Here is a 17908-nt window from a genome sequence, read left to right as displayed (position 1 = left end):
ATGGTACAAAATAAAAATCTAGGCACCGTATTTAAAATGAGGTGATCAAATATGAGAACCAATTGGTCCATAGCCCTTTGCTTTGCTACTCTAATTTTGTTTCAGTATGCCCCTATTAATGGTTTAGCAGAGGATAATAGGGAGAATAACAACTTTGCAACTTTGGATGAACCACTGCATATAACGGTCGTGTTAGAGCGTATGTATTTGGATGGAGAGGCAAGCCAGGAATTACTTACTGAAACAATTTGGTCCATGGAAGAATTTTGGGCAAAATATGACGAATGGCAGCTTATAGATATGGAAGAAGAGAAGATGATTTTTCGCAAGTATATAGATGACATTTCTCCATTACTGAAAGCGAACGGATATTTTGGCATTACAGATAAAGGGGTTTTAACGATCTTTAATGGAAGGCCGCATAAGTCAAATATCATCCAGTCCTTTTTTCAGATCGACTTAGGCAGGCTTGAAAGTAAAAAGTGTGAGGAATTAAAAAAAGGAATCCCGATAAAAACGAAGGAACAGTTTGTTGAAGTGCTGGAAACCTTTAAATTTTACTCCAAAGTAGAAAAACAAGCGAATTAAATAGACAGTGACAGCTGCTTTTTTAGTGGCTGTCACTTTTTTTGTGGAAGACAATTTACATGTTTGGGCCTTGGGCTTTTGCCGTCATTTCCTCTACGAATATATGTAAAGTATGATACAATGATGTACAGCAAAACAGAGGAGCGAAAGGCATTGTATGAATTTATTAAAGGGCGGGTTGACTATATTGGACCCGAGTTTGTTGTCATCGAGAATAACGGGATAGGTTACCAAATCTCTACCCCAAATCCATTTAGTTTTTCAAAGGATTTAGGACAGGAGGCTAAGGTATTCACTTACCATCATGTAAGACAGGATGTCATTGCATTATACGGTTTTCATTCGAGAGAAGAGAAAACGCTGTTTATTAAACTATTAGATGTTACAGGAATTGGACCAAAGGGTGCTTTGGCTATTCTAGCATCTGGGGAACCGGAACAAGTTGTTCAGGCAATTGAAAATGAGGATGAAGCATTCCTTGTGAAATTCCCGGGAGTCGGTAAAAAAACAGCAAGACAAATGATCCTGGATCTTAAAGGGAAATTGCAAAATATTGTACCTGACTTTTTTCCAGATTTATTTTCACAGGAGAAATTACATACTGCAATGAACGAGCATTTCCCAGAGTTTGATGAAGCAATCCTTGCATTAAAGGCACTTGGATATTCGGAAAAGGAGATTAACAAAATATCTCCTGAATTAAAAAAAGAAAAACTAACAACAGACCAATACATAAAAATGGCGCTGCAAAGGCTGTTAAAATAATAGCTTAGTAATTAATTGAGTGAAATTGTGGTGATGATATGGAAGAACGTATAATATCAAGTGAGGCTGATTTGCAGGATCTTTCATTTGAACAAAGCTTGCGTCCCCAGAATTTAAAGCAATATATCGGTCAGGATAAGGTAAAGGAAAACCTAGAGATTTTCATCAAAGCTGCTAAGCTCAGGCAGGAAACTCTTGACCATGTTTTACTTTATGGTCCGCCAGGCCTTGGGAAAACGACCCTGGCCTCCATTATTGCTAATGAAATGGGTGTGAATATCCGCACGACAGCTGGACCGGCTATAGAAAGGCCAGGAGATCTAGCCGCCATTCTTACAGCACTTGAGCCTGGGGATGTGTTATTTATTGACGAAATTCACCGGTTGCCAAGGACGATTGAAGAGGTATTATACCCTGCAATGGAGGACTTCTGCCTCGATATTGTTATTGGAAAGGGTCCAAGTGCAAGATCTGTTAGGCTTGATCTTCCTCCTTTTACTTTAGTGGGTGCTACAACAAGGGCGGGTTCTATTTCAGCACCTTTGCGGGACCGCTTCGGGGTGCTTAGCAGATTGGAATACTATAATGAAGACCAGCTTCGGGAGATTGTCACTAGGACAGCGGAAGTCTTAGATACAGAGATTGATCCTTTAGCAGCAGCGGAAATTGCGAGGAGATCCAGAGGTACTCCACGAATTGCCAACAGACTGTTAAGAAGGGTGAGGGATTTTGCCCAAGTTAAAGGGAACGGCGTGATTGATGAGGCCCAAGCGAATGAAGCTTTGGAGCTTCTTCAGGTTGACCGTTTAGGTCTTGATCATATTGACCATAAATTATTAAGAGGGATTATTGAAAAGTTCCGTGGAGGCCCTGTTGGATTAGAAACGATTGCTGCAACGATCGGTGAGGAATCACTTACAATCGAAGATGTATATGAACCATACTTATTGCAAATTGGGTTTCTGCAGCGGACACCGCGAGGACGGATCGTCACAGACTTAGTTTATCGGCATTTACAAATGGAGGTGCCTGGAGATTAAGCTGGACATGGGGAACTGTTCCCTTATCCCACATAGGAGGACAGTGACCCTGTCACTTGTCCCAGAGAAAAGCAGAATAATATTAAAGTTGGTGTCAGCATGAAGGTAGACTTATTTGATTTTCATTTACCTGAGGAACTTATTGCACAGACTCCTCTTATCGAGAGGACAAGCAGCAGATTAATGGTGCTTGATAAATCGACAGGTGTTCTCACACATGATACATTTAAACATTTAAAAGAGTATCTAAAAGCCGGGGACTGTCTTGTCCTAAATGATACAAGGGTCCTCCCAGCAAGACTTTTAGGTGAAAAAGAGGGAACTGGTGCAAAAATTGAGGTACTTCTATTGAAACAGCAGGATGGCGATGTATGGGAAACGCTTGTTAAGCCTGCAAAACGAATCAAAGAGGGAACAAGAATTGAATTTGGAAATGGACTTCTCTCGGCTGTTTGTGTTGGAAGTTCTGATCATGGAGGTAGAACCCTTGAATTCCATTATGAAGGCATTTTCTATGAGGTGCTCGATCAATTAGGCGAGATGCCGCTTCCTCCGTACATAAAGGAGCAATTAGAGGATCGGGAACGGTATCAGACCGTTTTTGCACGTGAAAGAGGATCTGCAGCAGCACCTACTGCAGGGCTGCATTTTACAGAGGAATTATTAGAGGAAATAAAAAACATCGGTGTACATATTGCTTTTATTACTCTCCATGTTGGTCTTGGCACCTTTAGGCCCGTCAGTGTTGAGGAAATTGGCGAGCATGATATGCATGCAGAGCTTTATCAAGTAACAGAGGGAACGGCGAATCTCTTAAATAAGGTTCGTGAAAACGGCGGCAGAATTATTACAGTCGGGACAACCTCTACAAGAACTCTTGAAACAATTGCTTCAAAACATAATGGCCGTTTTGAAGAGGGGAGCGGCTGGACAGATATATTTATTTATCCAGGCTATGAATTTAAGGGAATTGACGGGATGATTACAAACTTTCATTTGCCTAAATCTACGCTTATCATGCTAGTTAGTGCCCTAGCTGGCAGAGAAAATGTATTGCATGCCTACCATAAAGCTGTGGAGGAAAAATATCGATTCTTCAGCTTTGGAGACGCCATGCTAATTCTATGAAAAAGTGGTTGTACCAAAATGGTTTAATCATGGAAGGAGAAAACTGAATTGACAGCAATTCGTTATGAATTAATTAAAACATGTAAACAAACGGGTGCGCGTCTTGGACGGGTTCATACGCCGCATGGCTCCTTTGAAACCCCTGTCTTCATGCCCGTTGGTACGCTTGCAACCGTAAAGACAATGTCCCCAGAAGACTTAAAAGAAATGGGAGCGGGAATTATCTTAAGTAATACATACCACCTATGGCTTCGTCCGGGTCAGGAGATCGTGGAGGAAGCTGGCGGACTGCATAAATTTATGAACTGGGACCGAGCTATTTTAACCGATTCAGGCGGTTTCCAAGTATTTAGCCTAAGCGAATTCCGAAAGATTGAAGAGGAAGGGGTCCATTTTCGCAATCATTTAAATGGAGATAAGCTCTTTTTATCACCGGAAAAAGCAATGGAGATCCAAAATTCACTAGGCTCAGACATTATGATGGCTTTTGACGAATGTCCCCCATTCCCGGCTACTTTCGAATACATGAAGAAGTCAGTAGAAAGAACTTCTAGGTGGGCTGAGCGCTGCTTACAGGCGCATAAACGACCAAGTGACCAAGGCCTTTTCGGTATTGTTCAAGGCGGTGAATATGAAGAACTGAGGAAGCAAAGTGCAAAGGACTTAGTTTCACTTGATTTCCCAGGCTATGCTGTTGGTGGATTATCAGTTGGTGAGCCAAAGGATATAATGAATCGCGTGCTTGAATTTACAACTCCATTGCTCCCATCTGATAAGCCAAGATATTTAATGGGGGTAGGGTCACCAGACTCATTAATTGATGGCGCCATTCGCGGCATCGACATGTTTGATTGTGTGCTTCCAACTAGGATAGCGAGAAACGGCACCTTGATGACGAGTGAAGGGCGTTTAGTTGTTAAAAACGCAAAATTTGCAAGAGATTACGGTCCAATAGATGAGCATTGCGATTGCTATACATGCCGAAATTACAGCCGTGCCTATATCCGGCATTTAATTCGCTGTGATGAAACTTTCGGAATTCGACTTACAACTTACCATAATCTATATTTTCTGCTAAAATTGATGGAAGGGGTCAGACAAGCGATCAGAGAAGATCGACTTGGTGACTTTAGAGAAGAGTTTTTCGAAAAATACGGTTTTAATAAGCCAAATGCGAAAAATTTCTAATTTGTATATTCAAAAAGATGGACAAACCATGACTTTTTGGGGAAAATATTCTTTTATAGGAAGGAGGGAATTTAGATGGAAATGTTAGGTACTGTTGGACCATTATTGTTAATGTTTGTTTTATTTTATTTCTTGCTTATTCGTCCGCAGCAGAAGCGCCAAAAGGCGGTTCAAACAATGCAAAGCGGCCTGAAAAAGGGAGATAAGATTGTAACAATCGGGGGTCTACATGGCTTTGTCGATGCAATTGATGAAGGAAAAGTAGTCATTAAATGTGGTGACGGAAGCCGTCTTACATACGATCGTGCTGCGATTCGCGAAGTAACAGAATCAGCTGGCGGAGACATGCTGGCAAAATCTTAATAAAAAAGAAGCGGGATTTTATTATTCCGCTTCTTTTTTTATTACGCATTTCTCGTAGTCTTATTTGACATATTAACACCCAATATGCCGCCCATCATCGCTGTCAGCATGTAACATGTATGATAAATAATTTGCTCGATATCAAAAACACTGTCAAGTCCTAAATACTGAAAGAGAAAAATGATGATGGAATAAATAAGCCCTGTTAATCCCCCTAACAGCCAGCCTTTTTGCTTACCTTTGCCTCCTGAAATGAATCCTCCAATAAACAGAGAAACGAAGGAAATTGCCGTAATCACAAATTGTAATGATGACTCCTGAAGAGATGAAAATCTTAATAATAGTGAGAATAATACGCTGCTAAAAATGGCAAGCAAAAAAACTGCAATAATTCCATAAAGGATAGCACCGCCGAAATTTCTTGATTCTTCTATATTGCCCCTCTCCCTTCTTTTTTATTTAATTCGCAGATTGGTACAAGAATACTGCTAGTACAAGCATATTCACTCAGAGAAAAAATAGAATCGAATTCTTAATTAAGAAAATGCTTTTGCATAAATTGGAAATGATTTGTCACATGAATAAGTATTTCTTGCTCATAATAAAAAAGAATGTCATTTAAGGGGGAATGAAAAGTGCTGGATTATTCCATGATCATTTTACGGACCATTTTTTTGTACGCCCTCATTTTGGCAGTATTTAGAATCATGGGTAAAAAGGAACTTGGACAGCTGAGCATGATAGATTTTGTAGTGACGATCATGTTGGCTGAAATGGCAGTATTGGCAATAGAAAACCCATCGTCCCCTCTCCTGCCAAATGTTCTCCCTATGTTAGTGTTAATGTGTATCCAAATCACACTTGGCTTTTTGACTTTAAAGAGCAAGAAATTTCGTGACCTTGTTGATGGAAAGCCAACCATTATTATTAATAAAGGCAAGATCGATGAGGAAGCGATGAAAAAGCACCGTTATAACTTTGATGATCTGCTTCTGCAATTAAGAGGGAAGGATATTCGAAATATTACCGATGTAGAATTTGCCGTATTGGAAACAACAGGAGAACTATCTGTATTAAAAAAGGAAAAAAAGAAAACAGGAAATTTGACTGTTCCATTGATCCTAGATGGAATCATTCAGGAATCTAGTTTAGAAAGTATCAATCAGACAAATTTTTGGTTACGTCAGCAGCTCAGAAAAAGGGGATACACAGAAATCCAAAAAATCTCCTTTTGCAGTTATGAAAATGGTCAGTTTTACATTGATTTAAAGGATGAAAAAAAGTAAGAGACGCCAAGTGGTCTCTTACTTTCTATTTAAAGACAAATCTTGAAAAGGATTTGCCAATCCAAGGTATACGGCTTACTTCATCCTTTTTTACTAGCCCAAGCAAGAGAGTAAGAATTAAATAAATCATCGTGATAATGAATGTAATGAGAAGTACTTGAATGGCGAGAGAAAATTGTGAGTTAAAATTCTTCAGCAGCCAAAATCCACACCATCCTGAAAGCCCCATGACTAAAAAGGTTTTCAAGTAGTCGCGTACATAGAATGTAAAAGAAATGGCTTTTAACACAGTTGCGAAGTGCAGCAGTGTCACAAGCACGAATCCAACAAGAATCCCCATTGCTACGCCGTTTATTCCGAATGAAGGCTGACTAGCGAGGATAAAGATGACCGCAGTTTTGATTATTGCTCCAATTAAGCTATTAATCATCGCTGCCCTTGCTAAATTTAGTGCCTGAAGGGTGGCCTGAAGCGGACCCTGATAATAATAAAAAATGAAAAATGGAGCCATCAGCTTGATAAATTGAGCCCCGCTATTTGATCCATACATGACCTTCATCAATTCATCTGAAAGTACGAATAAAATAACAACTGCCAATCCGCCTGTTAAAAAGGTTAGGCGAAGTGCCTGCTGCAGCCGGTATTCGATAACATGATGTTGGTTTCTTGAATTGGCTTCACTAATGGCTGGAACTAGAGCAGTTGACAGGGAGTGAGTAATAAATGATGGGAGCAACAATAGCGGCAAAGCAAAGCCAGTGAGCGCCCCATACTGCTTCGTTGCAGCGATAGCAGCCACCCCTGCAATGGCAAGACTATGAGAAACAACGATAGGTTCAAAAAACCACGCCAAAGAACCAATCATTCTGCTTCCTGTAGTTGGGAGGGCAATGCTCATTAAATCATTAAAGGTGCTTTTTCCTGTTTTAACAGATTTAAAGAAATGCTTCCGGACCCTGAATTTCTTTTTTATTTTAAAGGTGGTTAGTAAATAGATTAGTGAAGCTAATTCACCAATTACTGAAGCAAGCATGGCACCGGCCGCAGCATATTCAATCCCATATGGAAGAAACGCTCTCGTCATCGCTGCAATTAAAGTAATTCTTACGATCTGCTCAAGCATTTGTGAAATAGCTGCAGGCTTCATATTTTGCCGGCCTTGAAAATACCCTCTTATGACTGAAGAGACGGCAATGATTGGAACGATTGGTGCAATGGCCAACAACGGGAGATATGTGCGTGAATCGGTAAATAACGTTTCAGATAGTTGAGGAGCTAAGAAAATCAATGCTGGCGTAAAAATGGCTGAAAGAGAAATAGTAGTTGCTAATGATACAACTAATATTTTCTTAACCTTGGCTTTATCCCCTCTAGCCTCTGCCTCCGCCACATTTTTGGATATGGCTACAGGTAAACCAAGCTGTGTTATAGTAACGGCAAGAATTAAGGTTGGGAAAGCCATCATATATAAACCTACGCCTTCTTCTCCGATAAATCTTGCGATAACAATCCGGTTAATAAACCCAAGCACCCGGGTAACAAGTCCAGCTGCCAGTAAAATCATTGTTCCCTTTAAAAACTTCGACATTGGGCTCCCTGCCTTCTCAAAATAGGTGTTATCATATACAATTAACTATATGCATAGAAGTGGACAAAGCATGACAAGCAAGTTTAAAATTCCTTTAATTTGATTAAGGAGGCGGCTGTTATGGAAATCAGCCATACATATGATCATCTTCGATATAAATTGAAACCTGCGCTGCAAAGTAAGCAAGAGGAGTTTGCTCTATTAGGGTATGGACAAGTGTCTGAACAGGAGCTTTGGAATTTTCTAAAGAGAAAGAAGTGGCGAAAAGCGGATGAAAATAAGAGGATCTCTGAAATTGTTCAAGATATTCTATCCGTAAAGGTTGGCGAGTATTTCAATTATGCTACGGTCGAAGCTTTTAAAGAGGCAGACTTCGCATTTGATGATGAAGAAGAGCTTCGCAAGCTTTTAAAATAATTTTTTAATTGTCTAGCTGCAGCGCCTAGGGGCTCGAGGTCATAAGCCAATCCAGCAAGAAGGTTAAAGTACAACCTTCTCACTTGCTCGTCTTATGCTTGTCGCCCCTGGACACAAAGGAAGGCTTCTGTGAATAATCATCGCAGGAACAATTGCTCTTTGATTGTTCCGAAGGCGCTTCCGCTTTTCGAATAATTGACAGCTTTTGCAAACTGTTTCATAATGATAAATGGAATTCTAGTCGAATCATCGATATTTAAGTGATGAGATAGGTATATTTATGTATGTTGATGCTGTAAGCCTTTTTTGGCTTTTATTTAAGGAGGACATTTTCATAATGGTTAAGCGCGGACGCATTGTTGCCTTCTTTCTGATTGTTTTATTAATTGGAAGTTTAATGGGTACAACAACTAATAACATTTTAAAAGATATTAAGCTAGGATTAGACCTTCAAGGCGGATTTGAAGTATTATATGAAGTTACGCCAATTGAAGAAGGGCAAAAGATTGATAAAACAGTTTTAGCCAGCACGGCTAAAGCATTGGATAAGCGGGTTAACGTATTAGGGGTAAGTGAACCGAATATTCAAGTTGAAGGAGATAACCGAATTCGTGTTCAGCTTGCCGGAGTAACAGATCAAAATAAGGCACGTGAAATATTATCTACTGAAGCAAATTTATCGTTTCGTGATATTCATGATGTAAAGCTAATGGACGGATCTGATTTAGCTGAAAATGGAGCTAAGCAGACCTTTGACGAAAATGGACAGCCTAGTGTGTCTATTAAGCTTAAAAGCGCAAGTACATTTAGAGATGTAACTCAGCAAATTGTCAATATGGGTCAGCCTAATAATTTATTAGTTATTTGGCTTGATTTTGAAGAAGGAAAAGATTCATTCCAAGCTGAGGCAGGAAAGCCTAATCCAAGCTATCTTTCAGCTCCTGCAGTAAGCCAAGTATTCAACCAAGACACAGTTTCCATTGTCGGAAGCTTTACAATAGAAGAAGCGACTACTTTAGCAGACCTGCTTAATGCGGGTTCTTTACCTGTTAAGCTGACTGAAGTGTACTCAACCTCTGTTGGTGCACAGTTCGGTGAACAGGCATTAGAAAAAACAGTGCTTGGCGGAATTATTGGGATTGCTATCATTTATCTGTTTATGATTGTATACTATCGCTTCCCTGGATTTATCGCGACAGTTACATTGTCTGTATACATTTATTTAATTTTGTTAATTTTTGATTGGATGAACGCTGTTTTGACACTGCCAAGTATAGCCGCCCTTGTTTTGGGAGTCGGTATGGCAGTAGATGCCAACATTTTAACGTACGAAAGAATAAGAGAAGAGATGAAAGTCGGAAGAACGGTCAAGTCAGCATTCCAGGCCGGGAGCCGAAATTCATTTGCGGCGATTTTTGATGCTAATATTACGACTATTTTAGTTGCTTGCGTATTATTCGTCTATGGGACAAGCTCTATTAAAGGGTTTGCCACTATGCTTATCATTAGCATACTTGTCAGTTTCCTCACAGCGGTTTATGGATCAAGATTATTCCTTGGTTTATGGGTAAACAGTAACTTATTTAATAAAAGGCCAAGCTGGTTTGGTGTGAAGAAAAGTGATATCCATGATATCGCGGAAAATCTTGATACCCTTGATTTAAAAACCAAGTTTGATAAATTTGATTTTGTAAAAAATCGTAAAAGATTCTATGGCTTATCTGCAGTGCTTATGGCTCTAGGTATTATTGCCATTAGTGTATTCGGATTAAATTTAGGGATTGATTTCTCAAGTGGTACAAGGATTGAGATTTTATCAAATGATTCTATAACTAAATCGGAAGTTAAAGCAGAATTGGCAAAAATGAACATTGAGACTGATGATATTGTCATTTCAGGGAATAACAAAGAAATCGGAGTTGCTCGTTTAAAAGGGGTACTAACAAAGGATGAAATTGCTGACTTAAAGGCACACTTCCATAATGAATTTGGAGCAGATCCAAGTGTCAGCACCGTTTCACCGACTGTCGGTAAAGAATTAGCAAAAAACGGAATGATCGCACTAGCGATTGCATCCATAGGGATTATTATTTATGTCACCATTCGCTTTGAGATGAAAATGGCTGTTCCAGCAGTTGTTTCACTTTTGCACGATGCATTTTTAATTGTTACTTTCTTTAGCATCACACGATTAGAAGTGGATATTACCTTTATTGCTGCTGTGTTAACAGTTATTGGTTATTCCATAAATGACACCATCGTTACGTTTGACCGGATGCGTGAAAACATGCAAAAGAAAAAACGCCTGAAATCAGTGGAAGATATTCACGATGTTGTGAATACAGCGTTACGCCAAGTTATGGGCCGTTCGATTAATACGGTTCTAACCGTTATTATTGCGATCCTTGGCTTGCTCATCTTTGGAAGTGAATCAATCCGCAACTTCTCTATTGCCTTACTAGTTGGAACTGTTGCAGGTGTCTACTCTTCCATTTTCCTAGCTGCTCAGCTATGGGTTGATTGGAAGGCGAAGGAATTAAAGGAAAAGGGCGTCATTAAAACAGTTAAAGAAAAGCGCAAAATAAGTGATGAACCTCAAGTTTAATTAAGAAATGCCTCAGGGGCCTAGGGTCCTCTGAGGCATTTCTTTATTTTCGTTCATAATCATCGAAAATAGGATAAACTAACAATAAGTTCATTTGAGGAAGGAAGTTTCACATTGGGTAATCAGGATCGTTTTAAAAAGGCCGAATTTGCAGCCATGCTTGGCATCGTGATTAACATTGTCCTTGCACTTGTTAAATGGGGAATCGGCGTCTATGCAGGGAGCCGTGCCTTAATTGCTGATGCTGTTCATTCTGCCTCAGATATTGCTGGATCATTAGCCGTCTATTTAGGCTTAAAGGCAGCAAAGCAGCCTCCAGATGAAGATCATCCATATGGGCATGGGAAGGCAGAATCTATCTCTGCCATTATTGTTGCTGTTTTGCTATTGTTTGTCGGATTTGAAATTGGCAAGTCGTCTGTTACAGCTTTTTTTAAACCAATAGAAGCACCAAAAACTATAGCCATTGTTGCGGTTATTTTCTCGATTATTGTTAAGGAAGCTTTGTTCCGCTATAAGTACAAGCTGGGTGTTGAACTGAATAGTGATGCATTAATTGTCAACGCCTATGAGCATCGCTCAGATGTTTATTCATCTCTTGCTGCGCTGGCAGGTATTGGCGCTGCGATCATCGGTGGGAAGCTTGGCATTGATTGGCTGGAATATGCGGATCCTGTTGCTGGGGTGATCGTTTCTCTCATGGTCATCCAAATGGCGTGGTCACTTGGGAAAGAGTCCATTCATAACACCCTAGATCATGTGCTGCATGAAGAGGATACACTTGAATTAAGAGAGGCAGTGGAAAGTGTTCGGGAAGTTAAGAAAATTAATCAGCTTCATGCAAGAGAACATGGACATTATGTGATCATAGATTTGAAAATTTCGGTTGATCCAAAAATGACGGTTGAAGAGGGTCACCGGGTTGGAAAGGAAGTAAAGGAAAAATTATTAAAAATGAACAATGTTCACAATGTGTTTGTTCATATCAATCCCCATAATGAAGATGATCAAAATTAAACAGCGTGCTTCGCTGTTTTTCTTTTTTTCAAGACTTCGCATTGAAACACATAGGGCCCTCTTGTATAATTAAAAAGTTGAGGGGTGAACAAATGTTACAATCAAAAACTCGCTGGATTGTGCGGAAATCAGATGAAGAAAAGCAAAGCCTTCTCGTTCAACAATTAAATATTACTCCTCTCCTTGCTTCATTGCTAGTAAATAGAGGAATAGAATCACCAGAATTAGCACAAAGTTTTCTATTTGATCAAAACTCAGAATTTCATGATCCTTTTTTATTGGCTGATATGGAAATTGCTGTATCACGGATAAAAAAGGCGATAGATAATGAAGAACCGATACTAATCTTTGGAGATTATGATGCAGATGGTGTGACAAGCACGACCGTTATGATGAAAGTCCTTCGGGAATTAGGCGCCAATGTCGAATTCTACATACCAAACCGGTTTACAGAAGGATACGGACCAAACATCCCAGCCTTTCAATATGCCGCGGAAATAGGAATCAAACTGATTATTACGGTTGATACGGGAATAGCTGCAGTAAAGGAAGCGGCTGCCGCTGCTGAGTTTGGACTGGATTTAATTATTACAGATCACCATGAACCAGGGGCAGAATTGCCTAAAGCATTGGCTATCATCCACCCAAAGATTGAAGGGAGCCACTATCCATTTCGTGAGCTTGCAGGTGTTGGGGTTGCATTTAAATTAGCTCATGCACTGTACGGGAAACTGCCGGAACATCTGCTGGAAATAGCGGCTATCGGAACAATTGCAGATTTAGTCTCCTTAAAAGGAGAGAATCGCTTAATTGTAAAACGAGGCTTGAACAGGCTTAGGTCTACTAATAATGTTGGTTTAACAGCCTTATTAAAACAAAACAAGGTAGACCCAGGCTCTGTAACAGAAGAAACGGTAGGGTTCCTGATCGCGCCACGATTAAATGCTGCTGGGAGATTGGATAGCGCAGACCCAGCTGTTGATTTACTGCTAACTGAGGATATTTTTGAAGCTGAAGCGATAGCTGAGGAAATAGAACAAATGAACAAGGAAAGGCAAGCACTTGTTAGCAAAATTTCTGAAGAAGCAATACGGCTAGTTGAAGAAAATTACCCAATTGATGAAAATGCAGTGCTTGTCATTGGTGAAGAGGGCTGGAATGCAGGTGTAGTCGGAATTGTCGCTTCAAAGCTGGTAGAAAGATTCTACCGTCCAGTCATTTGTTTAAGCTTTGATAGAGAAAAGGGCATAGCAAAAGGCTCTGCTCGAAGTATTTTTGGATTTGATTTATTTAAAAACCTATCTGAATGCCGAGATATTTTACCTCATTTCGGCGGGCATCCGATGGCTGCGGGTATGACATTGAAATTGGATCATGTTGATGAGCTTAGGAAAAGACTCAATTTAGCAGCAAAGGAACAATTAACAGATGAGGACTTTATTCCAGTTACTACGTTGGATGGGACAGTAAATATGTCAGAGATTCATTTGACTGCTTTAGAGGAAATGCAAATGTTAGCTCCATTTGGCATGGATAATCCGAAGCCAAAGATCTTAATTAAGGACGCTAGCATTTCAAATATGAGAAAGATCGGCTCAGATCAGAATCATTTAAAAATAACAATTGAGAGTGAAGGCAGTACACTTGATGGCGTTGGATTCGGGCTGGGAGAATTATATGAGCATATTTCTCCTTATTCTAAAATTTCCGTTATTGGGGAGCTTTCGATCAATGAGTGGAATAATATACGAAAGCCGCAAATTTTCCTTCAGGATGCCGCCATTCAAGATTGGCAGCTATTTGACATTAGGGGAATTAAACGGTTTGAACAATTAATAGATTTGATTCCTAAAGAGCAATCTAAATGGATTGTTTTTAATAAAGAAAATGCTATGAAGTTTCCAACATATATCAATGAGAATATGATAACAGTAAGTTCATATGATGAAGCAGCGGCATTAAATATTAATCAAGAAAATGTAATTCTAACGGACCTTCCACCCTCAAAGGATTTTCTGTCCAAATTATTTTCTGGGAAAAATCCTTCAAGGGTATATGCTCATTTCTATAAAGAAGAGAGTGCCTTTTTTAGCACACTTCCGAAAAGGGATCATTTTAAATGGTTCTATGCCTTAATATTGAAAAAGGGTCCATTCAGCCTTCAGGAGTATCGGGACAATATTGCTAAGCATAAAGGATGGAGCAAAGAATCAATTGACTTCATGTCACAAGTGTTTTTAGAATTAGATTTTGTTAAAATAAACAATGGAAACATTTCCGTTAATACGACTTCGCAAAAACGTGATTTAACTGATTCGCACATTTATGAGCAGAGACGTAAACAGTACGCGATCGAAAGTGAATTGCTATATTCAACTTATCAGCAGTTAAAAAGCTATTTCGATTCAGTCATTCAAGGTTCTGTGAAAATTGAGGAGGAAGTAAAAGAATGGACTTAAAACAGTATATTACAATCGTCCAGGACTGGCCTAAGCCAGGTATTCAATTTAAGGATATTACGACATTAATGGATAATGGTGAAGCCTATAAATATGCCACAGACAAAATCGTCGAATATGCACAAAAAAAGCAAATTGATTTAGTCGTAGGTCCAGAGGCGCGTGGATTTATTATCGGCTGCCCTGTTGCTTATTCACTTGGAGTCGGTTTTGCTCCGGTTAGGAAGGAAGGGAAGCTTCCTCGTGAGACGATTAAGGTGGAATATGGCTTAGAATATGGGAAGGATGTTCTGACCATCCATAAAGATGCCATCAAGCCAGGCCAAAGAGTTCTAATTACAGATGACTTACTTGCAACTGGCGGAACAATTGAAGCGACTATTAAATTAGTGGAGCAGCTTGGCGGAATTGTAGCTGGAATAGCTTTCTTAATTGAATTGTCATATTTAAATGGGCGAGATAAGCTTGGAAAATATGATATTTTAACTTTAATGGAATATTAATTTAGACGGGAGCGCTGATCGATGGCGCTCTTTTTATTATGAGCGATCAAATATGCTTATAAATAGTCAGGTTTTTAGCTACGGGAAAAATAACAAAATTCGACAAATTTTTTATTTTTCAGGAAAATAATCGGTATCCCTTTACATATTCACTTTTTTTTTCGATAATAGTAGCAATCATTCTAATTTTGTTATGACAGTTTTAAACGGAAAATGACAAATCGACAAATGAAAATTAATAATAAAAGGTGATCCCATGGCGAACGATCATGTTCTGACCGCTGAACAAGTCATCGACAGAACGAAAGTATATTTAAATGATGAGCATGTGGCACTCGTTGAAAAGGCATATGAATATGCAAGACATGCCCATCGTGAACAATATAGAAAATCGGGTGAGCCTTATATCATCCATCCCATTCAAGTAGCAGGCATTTTGGCCGATTTAGAAATGGATCCATCTACGGTTGCAGCCGGTTTTCTTCATGATGTTGTAGAGGATACAGATGTTACACTAGCTGACATTAAGGCAGCCTTTAATGAGGAAGTGGCCATGCTTGTTGACGGTGTAACAAAGCTTGGGAAAATTAAATATAAATCGAAAGAAGAGCAGCAGGCAGAAAACCATCGGAAAATGTTTGTGGCAATGGCACAGGATATTCGTGTCATTTTAATAAAGCTGGCAGATAGACTTCATAATATGCGTACACTTAAGCATTTACCTGCTGAAAAGCAGCGCCGAATATCTAATGAAACATTAGAAATTTTTGCCCCTCTTGCCCATCGTCTGGGAATTTCAAAAATTAAATGGGAGCTTGAGGACACTGCTCTAAGATATTTAAATCCACAGCAATATTATCGAATTGTGAATCTTATGAAGAAGAAACGGGCTGAGCGGGAGCAATACCTCGAAGATGTTATCGAAGAAATGCGCAGCCGAATGAATGAAGTATCCATTCGATCAGATATTTCTGGCAGACCTAAGCATATTTATAGCATTTATCGTAAAATGGCTTTGCAAAACAAACAATTTAACGAAATTTATGATTTGCTTGCTGTCAGAATTGTTGTGAATAGTATTAAAGATTGCTATGCTGTGCTCGGTATTATCCACACATGCTGGAAGCCGATGCCTGGCCGCTTTAAAGATTATATTGCCATGCCAAAGCAAAACATGTACCAATCCCTTCATACGACAGTCATCGGTCCAAAAGGTGATCCATTAGAAGTGCAAATTCGTACATTCGAAATGCACCGAATCTCTGAATTCGGGATTGCCGCTCACTGGGCGTATAAGGAAGGAAAAAAGGTCAATGATAGATTGTCAATTGAAGACAAGCTAACATGGTTCCGTGAAATTCTAGAGTTTCAAGACAGCTCTAATGACGCAGAAGAATTTATGGAATCTTTAAAAATTGATTTATTTTCTGATATGGTGTTCGTTTTTACGCCAAAGGGTGATGTTATCGAGCTTCCGTCTGGTTCTGTTCCCATTGACTTTGCGTACCGAATTCACTCCGAGATTGGGAATAAAACAATTGGTGCGAAAATAAGCGGGAAAATGGTGACACTCGATTATAAGCTGAAAACCGGCGATATCATTGAAATTTTAACCTCCAAGCACTCATATGGCCCAAGCAAGGATTGGCTAAAACTAGCTCAAACCTCACAAGCCAAAAATAAAATTCGTCAATTCTTTAAGAAACAAAGAAGAGACGAGAATGTTGAAAAGGGCAAAGAGCAAATTGAAAAAGAAATCCGCAATATGGATTTCGATCTGAAAGAAATTCTTACAGCTGAAAATATTAAACGTGTAGCAGAAAAGTTTAATTTCATGAATGAGGAAGACATGTACGCGGCCGTAGGCTATAACGGTGTAACGGCTCTTCAAGTGGCTAACCGATTAACGGAAAAGCTTCGCAGAAAGCGTGATAAGGAACAAGAGGCTGATATTACAAATGCTGTTTCCGAGTTAAGATCATTCCCGTCTACTAAAAAACGTGAATCTGGCGTTCGTGTTTCCGGTATTGATAATTTGCTCATTCGGCTTTCACGATGTTGTAACCCAGTACCAGGAGATGAAATTGTGGGCTTTATCACGAAAGGACGCGGAGTTTCTGTACACAGGGCTGATTGCACCAATATCGTCAATGATGAAGCAAAAGAAAGACTTATTCCAGTTGAATGGGAAACAGACTTAAATGACCGGAAGGAATACAGTGTTGAAATCGAAATTACCGGCTTTGACAGGCGAGGGTTACTAAATGAAGTATTGCAGGCTGTGAATGAATCAAAAACAAATATTTCAGCTGTATCAGGCCGATCTGACCGAAATAAAGCGGCAACAATTAATATGACGATTGCTATTCAAAATGTTAACCACTTACAGAAGGTTGTTGAACGTATTAAACAAATTCCTGATGTTTATGCGGTTCGCAGGATCATGAATTAAGGAGTATTTGTTATGCGAGTTGTAGTACAGCGAAGCAAGGAAGCAAGCGTTAAGGTAAATGGTGAAATAATTGGGAGTATTCCAAAAGGCTTTGTCCTCTTAGTGGGTGTAACCCATGACGATGTTGAGAAGGATGCTGCCTTTTTAGCTGATAAAATTGCCAATCTGCGTGTTTTTGAAGACGAAAGCGGAAAAATGAATTTATCGATTTTAGATAAAGGCGGAGAAATTTTATCAGTTTCCCAATTCACCTTATATGGTGATTGCCGAAAAGGGCGCAGGCCTAACTTTATGGACGCGTCCAGACCAGAACACGCCTTGAATATATATGAATTCTTTAATGCCTATCTTCGGGAAAAAGGCTTAAAGGTTGCAACAGGTGAATTTGGCGCCATGATGGATGTGGAATTAATCAATGATGGCCCAGTCACACTTATTGTTGATAGCAAATGAGAATAGGGTAGGAGCTAGCAAAGGAACATCGACTAAAGGCCGCCACGTCCTGTGGC

At 39.5% G+C, this 17908-nt stretch carries 16 protein-coding genes; 14 read left to right on the top strand and 2 right to left on the bottom strand.

All coding sequences use genetic code 11. The annotated features are described in order from the left end of the window. Positions 1-51 precede the first annotated feature (51 nt). The 6 genes from RRV45_RS16180 to yajC all read left to right on the top strand — a co-directional run bounded on the left by RRV45_RS16180 (position 52) and on the right by yajC (position 5072). Positions 52-588 carry an intercompartmental signaling factor BofC gene (locus RRV45_RS16180; protein ID WP_315665713.1) on the top strand — a complete coding sequence of 179 codons (537 nt, stop codon included), beginning with the start codon at positions 52-54 and terminating at the stop codon, positions 586-588. A gap of 153 nt (positions 589-741) precedes the next feature. After that, a complete protein-coding gene (ruvA, locus tag RRV45_RS16175; protein WP_315665712.1) occupies positions 742-1353 on the top strand; it encodes a Holliday junction branch migration protein RuvA in 612 nt (203 codons plus the stop codon). A 38-nt stretch (positions 1354-1391) separates the two neighbouring features. Then, positions 1392-2393, top strand: a complete 1002-nt coding sequence (ruvB, locus tag RRV45_RS16170) for a Holliday junction branch migration DNA helicase RuvB (protein WP_315665711.1) — start codon at positions 1392-1394, stop codon at positions 2391-2393. A 99-nt stretch (positions 2394-2492) separates the two neighbouring features. Continuing rightward, positions 2493-3521, top strand: a complete 1029-nt coding sequence (queA, locus tag RRV45_RS16165; protein WP_315665710.1) for a tRNA preQ1(34) S-adenosylmethionine ribosyltransferase-isomerase QueA — start codon at positions 2493-2495, stop codon at positions 3519-3521. Between the two features lie 48 nt (positions 3522-3569). Continuing rightward, positions 3570-4709, top strand: a complete 1140-nt coding sequence (gene tgt, locus RRV45_RS16160) for a tRNA guanosine(34) transglycosylase Tgt (protein ID WP_315665709.1) — start codon at positions 3570-3572, stop codon at positions 4707-4709. Positions 4710-4784: 75 nt separating this feature from the next. Further along, entirely contained in the window at positions 4785-5072 is a 288-nt protein-coding gene (yajC, locus tag RRV45_RS16155) for a preprotein translocase subunit YajC (RefSeq protein ID WP_315665708.1), read from the top strand. A gap of 41 nt (positions 5073-5113) precedes the next feature. Here the strand turns inward: yajC and RRV45_RS16150 are convergent, their stop codons facing one another. After that, complete coding sequence (locus tag RRV45_RS16150) at positions 5114-5476, bottom strand: TIGR04086 family membrane protein (RefSeq protein WP_315669065.1); 363 nt, start codon at positions 5474-5476, stop codon at positions 5114-5116. 231 nt (positions 5477-5707) lie between these two features. Here RRV45_RS16150 and RRV45_RS16145 point away from each other — a divergent pair, with 231 nt between their 5' ends. Further along, on the top strand, positions 5708-6358 hold the full coding sequence (locus tag RRV45_RS16145; protein WP_315665707.1) for a DUF421 domain-containing protein: 651 nt from the start codon (positions 5708-5710) through the stop codon (positions 6356-6358). 25 nt (positions 6359-6383) lie between these two features. On the opposite strand, the gene spoVB is transcribed toward RRV45_RS16145, so the two are convergent. Then, a complete protein-coding gene (spoVB, locus tag RRV45_RS16140) occupies positions 6384-7946 on the bottom strand; it encodes a stage V sporulation protein B (protein WP_315665706.1) in 1563 nt (520 codons plus the stop codon). A 120-nt stretch (positions 7947-8066) separates the two neighbouring features. On the opposite strand from spoVB, the gene RRV45_RS16135 reads away from it, so the two are divergent. The 7 genes from RRV45_RS16135 to dtd all read left to right on the top strand — a co-directional run bounded on the left by RRV45_RS16135 (position 8067) and on the right by dtd (position 17852). After that, positions 8067-8363 (top strand): post-transcriptional regulator, encoded by a 297-nt coding sequence (locus RRV45_RS16135; protein WP_315665705.1) that lies wholly within the window; start codon positions 8067-8069, stop codon positions 8361-8363. Between the two features lie 337 nt (positions 8364-8700). Beyond that, complete coding sequence (gene secDF, locus RRV45_RS16130; RefSeq protein ID WP_315665704.1) at positions 8701-10968, top strand: protein translocase subunit SecDF; 2268 nt, start codon at positions 8701-8703, stop codon at positions 10966-10968. Positions 10969-11082: 114 nt separating this feature from the next. After that, a complete protein-coding gene (locus RRV45_RS16125; RefSeq protein ID WP_315665703.1) occupies positions 11083-11985 on the top strand; it encodes a cation diffusion facilitator family transporter in 903 nt (300 codons plus the stop codon). A 92-nt stretch (positions 11986-12077) separates the two neighbouring features. After that, on the top strand, positions 12078-14444 hold the full coding sequence (gene recJ / locus RRV45_RS16120; protein ID WP_315665702.1) for a single-stranded-DNA-specific exonuclease RecJ: 2367 nt from the start codon (positions 12078-12080) through the stop codon (positions 14442-14444). Beyond that, complete coding sequence (locus tag RRV45_RS16115) at positions 14435-14947, top strand: adenine phosphoribosyltransferase (RefSeq protein WP_315665701.1); 513 nt, start codon at positions 14435-14437, stop codon at positions 14945-14947. Before recJ ends, RRV45_RS16115 begins: the two co-directional genes overlap by 10 nt. A gap of 256 nt (positions 14948-15203) precedes the next feature. Continuing rightward, entirely contained in the window at positions 15204-17399 is a 2196-nt protein-coding gene (locus RRV45_RS16110; protein WP_315665700.1) for a RelA/SpoT family protein, read from the top strand. Positions 17400-17411: 12 nt separating this feature from the next. Beyond that, positions 17412-17852, top strand: coding sequence for a D-aminoacyl-tRNA deacylase (gene dtd / locus RRV45_RS16105; protein ID WP_315665699.1), 441 nt, complete (start codon positions 17412-17414; stop codon positions 17850-17852). The last annotated feature ends 56 nt before the right edge of the window (positions 17853-17908 follow it).

The sequence above is a fragment of the Bacillus sp. DTU_2020_1000418_1_SI_GHA_SEK_038 genome (assembly GCF_032341175.1).
In the GTDB taxonomy this organism is placed as follows: Bacteria; Bacillota; Bacilli; order Bacillales; family Cytobacillaceae; genus Cytobacillus.
The sequence above is the reverse complement of the archived record's forward strand: the minus strand, read 5'-3'. Positions and strand labels throughout refer to the sequence as shown.